13 protein-coding genes are annotated in these 13,952 nt (G+C 72.2%); 5 read left to right on the forward strand and 8 right to left on the reverse strand.

Annotated elements, in window-relative coordinates:
- Positions 1 to 7: 7 nt before the first annotated feature.
- The 8 genes from OG861_RS13280 to OG861_RS13315 are packed head-to-tail and all read right to left on the reverse strand — an operon-like array spanning position 8 to position 6,855.
- Positions 8 to 2,014 carry an NADH-quinone oxidoreductase subunit 5 family protein gene (locus OG861_RS13280; RefSeq protein ID WP_329197440.1) on the reverse strand — a complete coding sequence of 669 codons (2,007 nt, stop codon included), beginning with the start codon at positions 2,012 to 2,014 and terminating at the stop codon, positions 8 to 10.
- The gene (gene nuoK / locus OG861_RS13285) at positions 2,011 to 2,382 is read right to left on the reverse strand and encodes an NADH-quinone oxidoreductase subunit NuoK (RefSeq protein WP_329197438.1); all 372 of its coding nucleotides are present in this window, start codon (positions 2,380 to 2,382) and stop codon (positions 2,011 to 2,013) included. Before nuoK ends, OG861_RS13280 begins: the two co-directional genes overlap by 4 nt.
- On the reverse strand, positions 2,382 to 3,047 hold the full coding sequence (locus tag OG861_RS13290) for an NADH-quinone oxidoreductase subunit J family protein (protein WP_329197435.1): 666 nt from the start codon (positions 3,045 to 3,047) through the stop codon (positions 2,382 to 2,384). Before OG861_RS13290 ends, nuoK begins: the two co-directional genes overlap by 1 nt.
- Entirely contained in the window at positions 3,044 to 3,667 is a 624-nt protein-coding gene (locus tag OG861_RS13295) for a NuoI/complex I 23 kDa subunit family protein (RefSeq protein WP_329197433.1), read from the reverse strand. Before OG861_RS13295 ends, OG861_RS13290 begins: the two co-directional genes overlap by 4 nt.
- On the reverse strand, positions 3,667 to 4,635 hold the full coding sequence (locus tag OG861_RS13300) for a complex I subunit 1/NuoH family protein (RefSeq protein ID WP_329197431.1): 969 nt from the start codon (positions 4,633 to 4,635) through the stop codon (positions 3,667 to 3,669). The genes OG861_RS13295 and OG861_RS13300 overlap by 1 nt, the downstream gene beginning before the upstream one ends.
- Positions 4,632 to 5,837, reverse strand: a complete 1,206-nt coding sequence (locus OG861_RS13305; protein ID WP_329197430.1) for an NADH-quinone oxidoreductase subunit C — start codon at positions 5,835 to 5,837, stop codon at positions 4,632 to 4,634. Before OG861_RS13305 ends, OG861_RS13300 begins: the two co-directional genes overlap by 4 nt.
- Positions 5,834 to 6,457 carry an NADH-quinone oxidoreductase subunit B gene (locus OG861_RS13310; RefSeq protein ID WP_329197429.1) on the reverse strand — a complete coding sequence of 208 codons (624 nt, stop codon included), beginning with the start codon at positions 6,455 to 6,457 and terminating at the stop codon, positions 5,834 to 5,836. The genes OG861_RS13305 and OG861_RS13310 overlap by 4 nt, the downstream gene beginning before the upstream one ends.
- Positions 6,448 to 6,855 (reverse strand): NADH-quinone oxidoreductase subunit A, encoded by a 408-nt coding sequence (locus OG861_RS13315; protein WP_329197427.1) that lies wholly within the window; start codon positions 6,853 to 6,855, stop codon positions 6,448 to 6,450. The genes OG861_RS13310 and OG861_RS13315 overlap by 10 nt, the downstream gene beginning before the upstream one ends.
- Positions 6,856 to 7,011: 156 nt before the next feature.
- On the opposite strand from OG861_RS13315, the gene OG861_RS13320 reads away from it, so the two are divergent.
- From OG861_RS13320 to OG861_RS13340, 5 genes are all read left to right on the forward strand, one after another.
- Positions 7,012 to 8,205: a sensor histidine kinase gene (locus OG861_RS13320; RefSeq protein ID WP_329197426.1), complete on the forward strand. Its 1,194-nt coding sequence runs from the start codon at positions 7,012 to 7,014 to the stop codon at positions 8,203 to 8,205.
- 407 nt (positions 8,206 to 8,612) lie between these two features.
- A complete protein-coding gene (locus OG861_RS13325; protein ID WP_329197424.1) occupies positions 8,613 to 9,902 on the forward strand; it encodes a sensor histidine kinase in 1,290 nt (429 codons plus the stop codon).
- Positions 9,903 to 10,037: 135 nt separating this feature from the next.
- A complete protein-coding gene (locus OG861_RS13330) occupies positions 10,038 to 10,697 on the forward strand; it encodes a response regulator transcription factor (RefSeq protein WP_329202374.1) in 660 nt (219 codons plus the stop codon).
- A gap of 232 nt (positions 10,698 to 10,929) precedes the next feature.
- A complete protein-coding gene (locus OG861_RS13335; RefSeq protein ID WP_329197421.1) occupies positions 10,930 to 12,879 on the forward strand; it encodes a 2-oxoacid:acceptor oxidoreductase subunit alpha in 1,950 nt (649 codons plus the stop codon).
- A complete protein-coding gene (locus OG861_RS13340; protein WP_329197420.1) occupies positions 12,872 to 13,945 on the forward strand; it encodes a 2-oxoacid:ferredoxin oxidoreductase subunit beta in 1,074 nt (357 codons plus the stop codon). The genes OG861_RS13335 and OG861_RS13340 overlap by 8 nt, the downstream gene beginning before the upstream one ends.
- Positions 13,946 to 13,952 lie beyond the last annotated feature (7 nt).

A 13,952-nucleotide genomic window follows, 5' to 3' on the forward strand; every position in this document is an offset into this window, starting at 1 on the left:
TCACGGCTCACGATCCGGCGTTGACGTTGGCGATGACGGCGGTGGCGATGGCCAGGACCACGGCGCCGGCGAGCAGGGCGCTCAGGTAGCTCTGCACGTTGCCGGTCTGGGCGCGGCGTACGAGGAGGCCGAGCAGCCGGGGGCCGGCGCCCGCGCCGGTGACGTACGTGTCCACCACCTCGCGGTCGAGGAAGCGGACCAGGCTCGCGGCGCCGCGGACGGGGCGCACGAAGAGCCGGGCGTAGACGGCGTCGAGGTGGAAGCCGTCGGCGGCGTGGCGGAACAGCGGGCCGAGGAGGGCCTTGCCGGGGTCGGGGGCGGGACCGGCGGGCACGGCCGGGTGGTCGTGGGTGACCTCGGCGACCTCGGGGGTCTCGGCGGCCGACTCCGCGGCGGTGGCGGCGGCGGGCACCGCGGTCGCATCGGAGGGGGCTCCGGCGGCGGCCTTGGCGGTGGCGCGCTGCCACAGGCCGTAGGTGAGCAGGGCTCCGATGAGTGCGGCGCCGGTGCCGAGGAGGGAGGTCGTCACGGTCGGGGTGAGCCGGCGGCCGTCGAACCAGTCGGCGATCGGTCCGGCGGCGAGGCCGAAGCCGATCGACGGGATCGCCAGCAGCCACAGCACGCCGGTCATGGCGAAGGGTTCCCTGCCGTGGTCGGGGGCGGCGGCGCCCCGGCCGCGGAAGGCCATCAGCCACAGGCGGGTGGCGTAGCCGGCGGTGAGCAGGGCGGTCAGCACACCGGCGACCAGGACGACCCAGCCGGCGGTACTGGGCGCGACGTCGGAGTGGCCGCCGGCGGCGTGTTCGGCGGCGACGAGGACGGCTTCCTTGGAGAAGAAGCCGGCGAAGGGCGGGATCGCGGCGAGCGCGAGGAGCGCGATCGTCATGGTCCAGAAGGCGTCGGGGATGCGCTTGGCCAGGCCGTCCATGCGGGACATGGCGGCCAGGGAGTTCGTCCCGGCGGCGTGGATGATGACGCCCGCGCCGAGGAAGAGGAGTGCCTTGAAGGCGCCGTGGGACAGGAGGTGGAAGATGGCGGCCCCGCGGTCGCCGACGGCCAGGGCCCCGATCATGTAGCCGAGCTGGCCGACGGTGGAGTAGGCCAGGACGCGTTTGATGTCGTCCTGCGCCAGGGCGGCGAGGCCCGAGCCGACCATCGTGACGGCCGCCATGACGGCCATGACCACCAGCGCGGCCCGGGAGGCCGCGAAGACGGGCAGGAGTCGGGCGATGAAGTAGACACCGGCGGCGACCATCGTCGCCGCGTGGATCAGGGCGGAGACCGGGGTGGGGCCCGCCATGGCGTCGGGGAGCCAGGTGTGCAGCGGGAACTGCGCGGACTTGCCGGCGACTCCGGCCAGCAGGAGCAGCGCGATCAGCGTCGGGTGGCTCAGGCCCCCGGAGGCGACGGCGCCCAGGATCTTGGTGATCCGGAAGGAGCCCGCGTCGGCGGCGAGGGCGAACAGGCCGATGAGGAAGGGCACGTCGCCGAGCTTGGTGACGAGGAAGGCCTTGAGGGAGGCGGAGCGGGCCGCCTCGGTCTCCCAGTAGTGGCCGACCAGGAAGTACGAGCAGATGCCCATGACCTCCCAGCCGACCAGCAGGACCATCAGGTCGCCGGAGTAGACGACGAGCAGCATGGCGGAGGTGAACAGGGAGACCAGAGCCGCGTACGACGGGTAGCGCGGGTCGTCGCGCAGGTAGGCCGTCGAGTAGATCTGCACGCAGGTGGCGACGACCCCGACGAGGACGGCGACCAGCACGGCGAAGCCGTCGAGGTAGAGGGAGAGGTCGATCGGCACGGAGCCGGTCGGGGTCAGTTCGGTGGCGGTGTCGATCGCCTTGCCGCCGCCCTGGCGGACGGCGACGAGCACGGCCAGTACGGCGGTGCCCAGCGTCGGCAGCACGGCCAGCGGCCGGACGAACCCGGGGGCACGGCGGCCCGAGAGGAGTCCGGCGACTGCGCTCAGGAAGGGGAGGAGGGGGACGAGGACCGCGAGGGTCGTGGTGCTCACGCGGTGACCTCGCTCTGCTGGTTCGCGGCGGTGGAGGAGTCGGGGGCGGCCGGGGGCTCGTGGCCTTCGGCGGTGTCGCGCAGCCGGTCGATGTCCGAGGTGCCCCGGTTGCGGTACACCATCAGCACGATCGCGAGACCGATGCCGATCTCGGCGGCGGCGATGGCGATGGTGAACAGGGTGAGGGCCTGGCCGGCGTGGAGGGTGTCGCGCATCCAGACGTCGAAGGCCACCAGGTTGAGGTTGACGGCGTTGAGCATCAGCTCGACGGACATCAGGACCAGGATGGCGTTGCGGCGGGCGAGCACTCCGTACAGGCCGGTGCAGAACAGCAGCGCCGCGAGCACGGCGGGGTAGGCGAGGTGCATCAGCGCGGCCCCTTGTCGGTGGGGCGGTGGGCCGCGGGGCGGGTGCCGGCGGCGCGGGGGGCGGCCGGCCCGGGGTCGCCCGGGCCGGAGTGGCCCGGGTCTGTCCTGCGGGAGAGCACGATGGCGCCGATCAGGGCGGCGAGGAGCAGGACGGACAGCGCCTCGAAGGGCAGCACCCAGTGCCGGAAGAGGATCTCTCCGGAGACCTTGGTGGAGCCCTGGACGGGGCCGTCGAGGTCGATCCAGGTGGTGCGGAAGGCGTCGACGACGACCCACACCAGCGCGGCGGCGGCGACCACGGCGACACCGACCGCGACCGGGCGGTTGCGGGAGTCGGAGTCCGGGGACGGGCCGATGGGGGCCTTGGTGAGCATCAGCCCGAAGAGCAGGAGGACGATCACGGAACCGAGGTAGATCAGTACCTGGACCCAGGCGATGAACTCGGCGGTCAGCAGCAGGTACTCGACGGCGATCCCGCCGAGCGCGACGACCAGCCACAGGGCGGCGTGCACGAGCTGCTTGGTCGTCACGGTGACGGCGGCCGCGCCGAGGGTGGCGAGGCCGACGAGGGCGAAGGCGATCTCGACACCGGTCGGGGACAGGAAACCCGGTCCCGTCGTCGCGGCCAGGGTGAGGACGGCGGGGCTGAGGACGGCGGGGCTCACGCGTCTGCCTCCGGCGTGCTGTCGGCGCCCGGTTCGGCAGCGGGCTCGGTGGTGGTCGGCTCGGCGGCAGCCGCGGCAGCAGCAGCGGCCGCGGCGGCAGCAGCTTCGGCCTTCTCCACCGCCTTGCGGGCGGCGGCGACTTCCTTCGGCTCCTCGGCGGCCGGGTCCAGGGCGGGCGGGGCCGGCACGGTCCACATCCATTCGCGCAGCTTGTCGCGCTCGTGGGTGAGTTCCAGGATGTCCGTCTCCGCGTACTCGAACTCCGGCGACCAGAACAGGGCGTCGAAGGGGCACACCTCGATGCAGATGCCGCAGTACATGCAGAGGGAGAAGTCGATGGCGAAACGGTCGAGGACGTTGCGGCTGCGCTCGCGGCCGCCGGGGGCGGCGGCCGGCACCGTCTCCTTGTGGGAGTCGATGTAGATGCACCAGTCGGGGCACTCACGTGCGCACAGCATGCAGACTGTGCAGTTCTCCTCGAACAGGCCGATGACCCCACGGCTGCGGGGCGGGAGCTCGGGCTGCACGTCGGGGTACTGGGCGGTGTGCGAGCGCTTCGTCATCGTGCGCAGGGTGACGGCCAGCCCCTTGGCGAGGCCGGAACCGGGGATGGGGGGCATTACTGGATCGCCACCTTCACGATGCCGGTGAGCGCGATCTGGGCGAGCGCGAGGGGGATGAGTACGGTCCAGGCGAGCTTCTGGAGCTGGTCCTCGCGCAGTCGCGGGTAGCTCACGCGGAGCCAGATCACCACGAAGGCGAGGACCGCGACCTTGAGGAGGGTCCAGACCCAACCGAGGCCGTCGGCGCCGAAGGGGCCGTGCCAGCCACCGAGGAACAGGACGGTGGTCAGGGCGCAGAGGACGACGATGCCGGCGTACTCGGCGAGCAGGAACAGCGCGAAGCGCAGGCCGGTGTACTCGGTGTACGCGCCGAAGATGATCTCGGAGTCGGCGACGGGCATGTCGAAGGGGGGCCGCTGGAGTTCGGCGAGGCCGGCGGTGAAGAAGACGACGGCGCCGACGATCTGCCAGGGCAGCCACCACCACTGGAACTCTTCGAGGATGCCGGGCAGGGACACGGTCCCGGCGGCCATGGCGACCGAGGCGGCCGCGAGCAGCATGGGCAGCTCGTACGCGAGGAGCTGGGCGGCGGTGCGCAGGCCGCCGAGCAGGGAGAACTTGTTGGCGGAGGCCCAGCCGGCCATCAGGCTGCCGAGTACGCCGACGCCCATGACCGCGAGCGCGAAGAAGAGCCCGGCGTCGATGACCTGGCCGACGGCGCCCTTGCCGGGGCCGAGGGGGATCACGATGAGGACGAGGAGGTACGGGAGCAGCGCGACGGCGGGGGCGAGCTGGAAGATCCGGCGGTCGGCGTTGGCCGGGACGACGTCTTCCTTCTGCGCGAACTTCACTCCGTCCGCGACGAGCTGTGCCCAGCCGTGGAAGCCGCCGGCGTACATGGGGCCGAGGCGGCCCTGCATGTGGGCCATGACCTTGTGCTCGGTCTGGCCGACGACGAGCGGGAGCACGAGGAAGACGGCGAAGACGAGGACCAGGCGCAGGGCGACGTCGAGTACGTCGTTCACGCGTCGCCTCCATCGTGGTGGTCGGGGGTGGTGCCGTCGGACGGGTCGTCCGCGGCGGGCTCGGGCGGAACGGGGTCGTCCGCGGCGGGCTCGGGCGGAACGGGGTCGCCTGCCGCGGGCTTCGGCGGGGCCGGGTCCTGTGCCGCGGGCTTCGGCGGGGCCGGGTCCTGTGCCGCGGGCTTCGGCGGGGCCGGGTCCTGTGCCGCGGGCTTCGGCGGGGCCGGGTCCTGTGCCGCGGGCTTCGGCGGGGCCGGGTCTTCGAAGGCGGGCTTCGGGTCGTGCCACGGAGCGTCTCGGCCGGCCGGCGGCTTCGCGGTGGGGGTCTCCGCCCCCGGCGCGGGCACCTGCCCGGCGGCAGGGCTGCCCTCGCCGGGCGGGGTCGCCTGGCTCGCCGAGCCCTGTGACACCGAACGCGTACGGCGGGCCGGGCGCGGGGCCGGGGCCTCGGCCGGAGCGCCCTCCACCGGGGTCGCCTGGCTCGCCGAGCCCTCCGACACCGAACGCGTACGGCGGGGTGCGCGGGGCGGCGCGGCGTCGGCGGGGGCGTCCGTGGACGCCGGGCCCGGACGGCGGGTCGGGGCGCCGGCGCGGGGGGTGCGGGCCGGCCGGGCAGGGGCCGGCGGGAGCTGGCCCTTGAGCGGGCCCCAGTCGTTCGGGTCGGGCACTCCCGGCGGCAGCATCTGCCGCCGCTTCGGCGCGTCCGGGTCGTGTGCCTCGCCCGGCTCCTTGGCACCCGGCCACGCCTTGGCCACGCGCGCCGCCAGGACGAAGTCCTTGCGCAGCGGGTGGCCCTCGAAGTTCTCGGGAAGCAGCAGCGGCACCAGGTGCGGGTGGTCGGTGAAGGTCACCCCGAACATCTCGAAGGTCTCCCGCTCGTGCCACTCCGCGCCCGCGTAGACCGCGACCGCCGACGGCAGCGACGGCGCCGCGTGCGGAACCGTCGTCCGCAGCAGGAGGCGACGTACCCGGTGGCCCTCCAGCGCGACGACGTGCGCGCAGATCCGCAAGCCCGTGCCCGGCTCGTCCACCGCGCTCAGCCAGTCGAAGTAGGTGCAGCCCAGCTTGTCGCGGGCGATCTCCAGCGCCGGGATCCAGGATCCGACGGGCACGTCGACCGTGAGGACGTCGTACGCGGACGAGCCGACGGCCTCGGCTCCGAAGACCGTCGGGGCGGCGTCGGGCAGGGTGTCGTAGAGGTTCACTTCCCCGCCCCCTCGGCGGCGGGCGGCGCGACCAGGCCGCTGGTGAGCTGGGCGACCGAGGAGCCGGCGGTGGCGTAGCGGTCGGCGAGCGACTCCCTGGCGATCTTCTCCTGGAGCTTGAGGATCCCCTGGAGCAGCGCCTCGGGACGCGGCGGGCAGCCGGGGACGTAGACGTCGACGGGGATGATCTGGTCGACGCCCTTCGTCACCGCGTACGAGTCCCAGTAGGGGCCCCCGCAGTTGGAGCAGGCACCGAAGGAGATGACGTACTTCGGCTCCGGCATCTGCTCGTAGAGCCGCTTGACGGCCGGGGCCATCTTGTCCGTGACGGTCCCGGAGACGATCATCAGGTCCGCCTGGCGCGGGCCGGGCGCGAACGGGATGACGCCGAGCCGGATGAAGTCGTGCCGGGCCATCGACGCGGCGATGAACTCGATCGCGCAGCAGGCCAGGCCGAAGTTGAAGACCCACAGGCTGTACCGGCGGCCCCAGTTGAGGACCACCTTCATGGGTTCGGGGGCCAGCCGGGAGAGCACGCCCAGCCTCTTCGGCTCCGGCAGGAGCTCCGGGACGGTCACGGCCGGGCCAACGGCCGGTGTGGGGGCGGGTGTCACGTCCATTCGAGGACGCCCTTCTTGTACGCGTAGAGCAGGCCGACGGCCAGGAAGCCCAGGAAGACGAACATCTCCACGAGCGTCGTGGCGCCGTAACCGGCGGCGGCGAAGACCGTCGCCCACGGGAAGAGGAAGATCGAGTCGACGGCGAAGATGACGTAGAGGAAGGCGTAGACGTAGTAGCGGACCTGGGTGTGCGCCCAGCCCTCGCCCACCGGGTCCACGCCGCATTCGTACGTCAGCAGCTTTTCGGGGGTGGGGACCACGGGCCGCAGCAGACGGCCGGCGCCGAAGGCCACGGCGACGAAGAGCACGCCGAGTACGGCGAGCAGGCCGACGACCGAATAGCTTCGGAAGTAGTCCGCCGCGAGCTCGTTTACGGTCGATACCGTTGGGTCGGGCACGTCCGTTCCTCGCTCCTCGGCCACTGTCGACGATCTGGATGATCTGGTACGCACGGGAGTCTAGAGCCTGGGCCACGGCGGGTGGGGTTATCCCCCGTTCACCGCGGGCGGGCCACCCCATGGCATCGGGAGTGCGCAGTTGGCAGGCTGTGGCGCATGGACGCCAGCAGCCGCACCCCAGATGACGACCGCCCTCCCCGAGTCCGGGGCCCCTTCGACGCCTCGACGTGGAGGGAGATCGCGTACCTGCTGATCAATCTGCCGGTGGCGTTGATCGGTTTTGTTTACACGGTTGTCATGGTTGCGGCGACGGGTGCGCTGTCCGTGACCGTGGTCGGACTGCCGTTGCTCGTGTGTGGTCTGTGGGGAGCACGGCAGCTCGGGAAGCCGGAGCGCGCGCGGGCGCGGACGCTGCTCGGGATACGGGTGGACGAGCCGACGCCGATACCGGGGCCGGGACGGTCCGGCGGGTTCTTCCCCTGGCTGTGGACGGGCATCAAGGATCCGGTGGCCTGGCGGACCGTGCTGTACGCGCTGGTCCGGCTGCCGTGGGGACTGCTGACTTTCAGTATCGCGCTGGTCGGGCTGTTCGTGCTGTGGCCGGTGCTGCCGTGGCTGGTGCGCGCCCTGGCCAATGCGGACCGGGCGATGGTACGGGGCCTGCTGTCGCCGTCCGACGGGCTGGAGCGGCGCATCGCGGAGCTGGAGTCCGGGCGGGGGGTGGTCGTGGACACGGCCGCCGCCGACCTGAGGCGGATCGAACGGGACCTGCACGACGGGGCGCAGGCGCGGCTGGTGGCGCTGGCCATGGGGCTGGGCCTGGCGAAGGAGAAGCTGCTGGAGGACCCGGACGCGGCGGCGGCCATGGTGGACGAGGCGCACGGGGAAGTGAAGATCGCCCTCCAGGAGCTGCGGGACCTCGCGCGCGGGATCCATCCGGCGGTGCTGACGGACCGGGGGCTGGACGCGGCGCTGTCGTCGGTGGCGTCGCGGTGTCTGGTGCCGGTGGACGTGGCGGTGGACCTGCCGGGGCGGCCGGCGGCGGCGATCGAGGGGATCGCGTACTTCGTGGTGTCGGAGCTGCTGCAGAACGTGAGCAAGCACGCGGGGGCCGGGGCGGCGAGCGTGGAGGTGTGGCGGGCCGACGGCCACCGCGGTGGGGGCCGGCTGCTGCTGAGGGTGTCGGACGACGGGCGGGGCGGAGCCGATCCCCTGGCCGGGGGTGGGTCGGGGCTGGGGGGGCTCGCCGAGCGGGTGGGGGCGGTGGACGGGGTGTTCGTGGTGGACTCGCCGCCCGGCGGGGGGACCGTGGTGACGGCGGAGCTGCCGTGGCGGGACCGCGAGGCGTAGGCCGCCGGCGGTTGGCGGGCGGTTGCGCTGCCCTGCCGGGCCGGGTTCCGTGCGGCGCCGCTGCGCTGCGGGGCCGGGTTCCGTGCGGCGCCGCTGCGCTGCGCGGAACCCGGCTGCGCCGGGCTTTCTGGGGCTCCGCCCCAGGCCCCGCGCCTCAAACGCCGGCGGGGCTGGAATGGCTCGGCGGGGCCGGGATGTAGCCCGGGGCTGGAGTCGGCTCGGCCATGACGGGCCGTATCCCCGGGCTGGAGCCGGCTCGGCCGGGCCAGGACGCACCCCCGGGGCTGGAGTCGGCTCGGCCGGGGGGTGGGGTTAACCCCCCGGGGGACAGGCCCACGTGCCGGATGGTTTGGGCAGGTGGGCGGCGGGAGGCTGGGGGTACCGAGAAGACACGGAGGGGTGGGGACATGGCCGGCGGCAGTGGGGTGTGGCGAGTGGTGCGGGGGCCCGTGGCGGGGCGGACCTGGAAGGAGTTCGGGTACCTGATCACCGGGTTCCCGCTGGCGTTGCTGTACTTCGGGCTCACCGTCGCCGGGCTGAGCATCGGCGCCGGGTTGCTGGTCACCTTCCTCGGGGTGCCCGTGCTGGCCGGGGTGCTCGCGATGGGCCGGGGCTTCGGCCGGGTGGAGCGGGCCCGGGTGCGCGGGCTGCTGGGCGGACGGCTCGGGGAGCCGGCGCCGATCCGGGCCCGCAAGCCGGGGGCGTTCGCCGCCATGGGGGCCGTGCTCAAGAGCGGGAGTGCCTGGCGGCACGTCCTGTACCCGGTGCTGCACTTCCCCTGGGCGATGTTCGGGTTCACCCTGGCACTGGTGTTCTGGGCGTGCGGTTGGGCCATGCTGCTCTATCCCCTGTACTTCTGGGTCTTCCCGGCCTTCACCGACCAGCCCGGGCTGATCGTCTTCCAGAACGACAGCTACGCCTTCTACCTGGACTCCCCCGCGGCCATCGCCGCCACCGCCGCGGCCGGCCTCGCCCTCACCCTCGCCACCCCGTGGGTGATCCGCGCCCTGACCACCGTCGACCGCGTCCTGGTGACCTCCCTCCTCGGCCCGTCCCGCCTGGACAGCCGCGTCAGCGAGCTGGAGTCCGACCGCGGTGCGGTCGTGGACACGGCCGCCGCCGACCTGCGCCGGATCGAGCGCGACCTGCACGACGGGGCCCAGGCGCGTCTGGCGGCCCTGGCCATGGATCTCGGGCTGGCCAAGGAGAAGCTGGCCGAGGACCCGCGGAGCGCCGCCCGGATGGTGGACGAGGCGCACGGCGAGGTGAAGATCGCCCTCCAGGAGCTGCGGGACCTGGCCCGCGGGATCCATCCGGCCGTCCTCACCGACCGGGGCCTCGATGCGGCGCTGTCCTCGGTGGCCGCGCGGTGCGCGGTACCGGTGAAGGTGGCGGTGGAGCTGCCGGAGCGGCCGTCGGCCTCGGTCGAGGGGATCGCGTACTTCACCGTCTCGGAGCTGCTCCGGAACATCAGCAAGCACGCGCGGGCCCGTAGCGCGAGCGTCGACGTGTGGCGGTCGGGGGACCGGCTGCTGCTCCAGGTGAGCGATGACGGCCGGGGCGGTGCGGACGCACGGGCGGGGACGGGGCTCGCGGGGCTCGCCGGGCGGCTGGACGCGGTGGACGGGGCGCTGGCCGTCGACTCCCCCGCCGGCGGGGGCACGACCGTGACCGCCGAGGTGCCCTGGCGCGCGTAGCCGGTCGGAGAATTCCCCACTTGGCCCGGACTCCTCGGTTCCGGGCCATCGGGCTGGGATGCTTGGCCCAGCCGGTGATCAGCGGGGTTCCGGCCTACGAGTGGACGCGGGAGCTGCTGAGTCGTGGAAGACAGGGTGCGGGTGGTCATCGCCGAGGATTCAGTGCTGCTGCGTGAGGGCCTGACCCGGCTGCTGACCGACCGGGGGCATGACGTCGTGGCGGGCGTCGGGGACGCGGAGGCCCTGGTCAAGACGGTGGCGGAGCTGGACGCGGAGGGTGCCCTGCCGGATGTGGTGGTGGCCGACGTGCGGATGCCGCCGACGCACACCGACGAGGGGATCCGCGCGGCGGTGCGGCTGCGCCGCGATCACCCGGGGATGGGCGTCCTCGTGCTGTCGCAGTACGTGGAGGAGCAGTACGCCACCGAACTGCTGGCCGGTTCCACCACGGGGGTGGGGTACCTGTTGAAGGACCGGGTGGCCGAGGTACGGGAATTCCTGGACGCCGTCGTGCGCGTCGCCCGGGGCGGCACCGCCCTGGATCCCGAGGTGGTCGCCCAGCTGCTCGGACGCAGCCGCAAGCAGGACGTGCTCGCGGGCCTGACGCCGCGCGAGCGCGAGGTGCTGGGGCTGATGGCCGAGGGGCGCACCAATTCGGCGGTGGCCAAGCAGCTCGTGGTGAGCGACGGGGCGGTGGAGAAGCACGTCGGGAACATCTTCATGAAGCTCGGCCTGTCCCCCAGTGACGGGGATCACCGGCGCGTACTGGCCGTTCTCACCTATCTGAGGTCCTGATCGACTGACACTCTTTCAGACGAGACGGCCGGCGCGTCCCCACCGACGCACCAGCCCGTCTCGAGGGCCGCACCGTCGGCGGTGCGGCATATTCGCGTATGGCACGGCGTCTGTCGGACAGACCGTCTGCGAAACGACGGTCCAGAATACGGGCGACCCAGGGAGCGAGCGGCCTGACGGACGTAGAGTTGACCTTGGGAGCGAACGCCCGCCTCGAAGGAGGTCCAGTTCAGTGACCAGCCAGGTCAGCAGCCCAGCCGAGCAGGCCGACGGGGCCGGAGAGTCCGTCGTCGGCGAGCAGCGCACGCCACCGCGACCAACCGGGGGCGGCAAGGAGATCCGCCGTCTCGACCGCGTGATCATCCGCTTCGCGGGTGACTCGGGTGACGGCATGCAGCTCACCGGAGACCGCTTCACTTCGGAGACGGCGTCGTTCGGGAACGACCTTTCCACGCTGCCGAACTTCCCGGCCGAGATCAGGGCGCCTGCCGGCACTCTTCCGGGTGTCTCGTCGTTCCAGCTGCATTTCGCGGACCACGACATCCTGACCCCCGGGGACGCGCCGAACGTGCTGGTGGCGATGAATCCGGCGGCGTTGAAGGCGAACATCGCCGATGTGCCGCGCGGCGCGGAGATCATCATCAATACGGATGAATTCACCAAGCGCCCGATGGCGAAGGTGGGCTACGAGACCTCCCCCCTGGAGGACGGCTCCCTTGCGGCGTACAACATCCACCCGGTGCCGCTCACGACGCTGACGGTGGAGGCGCTCAAGGACTTCGGGCTCTCACGGAAGGAGGCCGAGCGCAGCAAGAACATGTTCGCGCTGGGCCTGCTGTCGTGGATGTACCACCGGCCGACGGAGGGCACCGAGGCGTTCCTGCGGAGCAAGTTCGCGAAGAAGCCGGACATTGCCGAGGCGAACGTGACGGCGTTCCGGGCGGGCTGGAACTTCGGGGAGACGACCGAGGACTTCGCGGTCTCCTACGAGGTCGCCCCCGCCACCCGCGCCTTCCCGACCGGCACCTACCGCAACATCTCGGGGAACCTGGCCCTCGCCTACGGGCTCATCGCCGCAGGTCAGCAGGCTGATCTGCCGCTCTATCTGGGCTCGTACCCGATCACGCCCGCCTCGGACATCCTGCACGAGCTGAGCAAGCACAAGAACTTCGGCGTGCGGACCTTCCAGGCCGAGGACGAGATCGCCGGCATCGGCGCGGCCCTCGGCGCGGCCTTCGGCGGCGCCCTGGCGGTGACCACCACCTCCGGCCCCGGTGTCGCCCTCAAGTCCGAGACCATCGGCCTCGCGGTCTCGCTGGAGCTGCCGCTGCTGATCGTGGACATCCAGCGCGGCGGGCCCTCCACGGGCCTGCCCACCAAGACGGAGCAGGCCGATCTGCTCCAGGCGATGTACGGGCGCAACGGCGAGGCCCCGGTGCCGATCGTCGCGCCCCGCACCCCGGCGGACTGCTTCGACGCCGCTCTGGACGCGGCGCGGATCGCGCTGACCTACCGCACGCCCGTCTTCCTGCTCTCCGACGGTTACCTCGCCAACGGCTCCGAGCCCTGGCGGATCCCGGAGGTCGCCGACCTGCCCGACCTGCGCACCCGGTTCGCCGCCGCCCCGAACCACACCCTGGCCGACGACACCGAGGTGTTCTGGCCCTACAAGCGGGACCCGGAAACCCTGGCCCGCCCCTGGGCCGTCCCCGGCACCCCCGGCCTCGAACACCGCATCGGCGGCATCGAGAAGCACGACGGCTCGGGCAACATCTCCTACGACCCGGCCAACCACGACTTCATGGTCCGCACCCGCCAGGCCAAGATCGACGGGATCACCGTCCCGGACGTGGAGGTCGACGACCCGGACGGGGCCCGCACGCTCGTCCTGGGCTGGGGGTCCACGTACGGCCCCATCACCGCCGCCGTCCGCCGTCTGCGCGCCGCCGGCCTGCCCGTCGCACAGACCCACCTGCGCCACCTGAACCCGTTCCCGAGGAATCTCGGTGAGGTCTTGGGGCGTTACGACAAGGTAGTGGTGCCGGAGATGAACCTCGGGCAGCTGGCCACCTTGATCCGGGCGAAGTACCTGGTGGACGCCCAGTCGTACAACCAGGTCAACGGAATGCCCTTCAAGGCGGAGCAGCTCGCGAAGGTTCTCGAGGAGGCCATCAATGACTGACGTGACCGACGCGCCGACACCGTCGCTGCTCTCGCTGGTGCCCAAGGCCCAGGCCAAGCAGTCGATGAAGGACTTCAAGTCGGACCAGGAGGTCCGCTGGTGTCCGGGCTGCGGTGACTACGCCGTGCTGGCCGCCGTGCAGGGCTTCATGCCCGAACTCGGCCTGGCGAAGGAGAACATCGTCTTCGTCTCGGGCATCGGCTGCTCCTCCCGCTTCCCGTACTACATGAACACGTACGGGATGCACTCCATCCACGGCCGCGCGCCCGCCATCGCCACCGGCCTGGCCACCTCGCGCCGCGACCTGTCCGTCTGGGTCGTCACCGGCGACGGCGACGCCCTGTCCATCGGCGGCAACCACCTCATCCACGCCCTGCGCCGCAACGTCAACCTCAAGATCCTGCTGTTCAACAACCGGATCTACGGCCTCACCAAGGGCCAGTACTCGCCCACTTCGGAGCTCGGCAAGATCACCAAGTCCACGCCGATGGGCTCCCTCGACGCCCCCTTCAACCCGGTCTCGCTCGCGCTCGGCGCCGAAGCCTCCTTCGTGGCCCGCACCGTCGACTCCGACCGCAAGCACCTCACCGAGGTGCTGCGCCAGGCGGCCGACCACCGGGGCACCGCCTTGATCGAGATCTACCAGAACTGCAACATCTTCAACGACGGCGCCTTCGAGGTGCTCAAGGACCAGGAGCAGGCCCAGGAGGCCGTGATCCGCCTCGAACACGGACGGCCGATCCGGTTCGGCGTCGACGGCCACAAGGGCGTCGTGCGCAACCAGGCCACCGGTGACCTGGAGGTCGTCGCCGTCACGCCGGAGAACGAGGCGCGGATCCTGGTCCACGACGCGCACGCGGCGAGCCCGACGACCGCCTTCGCCCTCTCCCGCCTCGCCGACCCCGACACGCTCCACCAGACGCCCATCGGCGTCTTCCGCGACACCGACCGCCCGGTCTACGACACCCTCATGGCCGACCAGCTCGACACCGCGATCGACCAGCGCGGCAAGGGCGACCTGACCACGCTGCTGACCGGCAACGACACCTGGACGGTCGTTGGCTGACCCGCCG

The organism is Streptomyces sp. NBC_00539 (assembly GCF_036346105.1).
Classification (GTDB): domain Bacteria; phylum Actinomycetota; class Actinomycetes; order Streptomycetales; family Streptomycetaceae; genus Streptomyces.